Source organism: Leucobacter japonicus, from assembly GCF_001273855.1.
GTDB lineage: Bacteria > Actinomycetota > Actinomycetes > Actinomycetales > Microbacteriaceae > Leucobacter > Leucobacter japonicus.
On record NZ_JHBX01000013.1, the window covers coordinates 1 to 248 of the forward strand.

Below are 248 nucleotides of genomic sequence, written 5' to 3' on the forward strand. Positions count from 1 at the left end.
GGTACAGATCAACACGGTTGTCCCGACACTGACACCGGTCGAGGTTGAAAAACGAGTGACCTATCCGATCGAGACAGCGCTTGCCGGCCTGAACGGCGTGGAGAACATGCGCTCGTTCTCGCGCAATGGCTTCAGCCAGGTCACGGTGATCTTCAAGGAGAGCGCCAACCTGTACTTCATGCGCCAGCAGGTCACCGAACGCTTGAATCAGGCGCGGGCCAGCCTGCCCGAAGGTGCCGACCCCGTCC

General features: G+C 60.9%; 1 protein-coding gene. It reads left to right on the forward strand.

Going from position 1 to position 248, the window contains the following annotated elements; translation table 11 throughout:
* On the forward strand, window positions 1-248 hold a 248-nt coding region (locus AMS67_RS00030; protein ID WP_156316458.1), incomplete at both ends, for an efflux RND transporter permease subunit.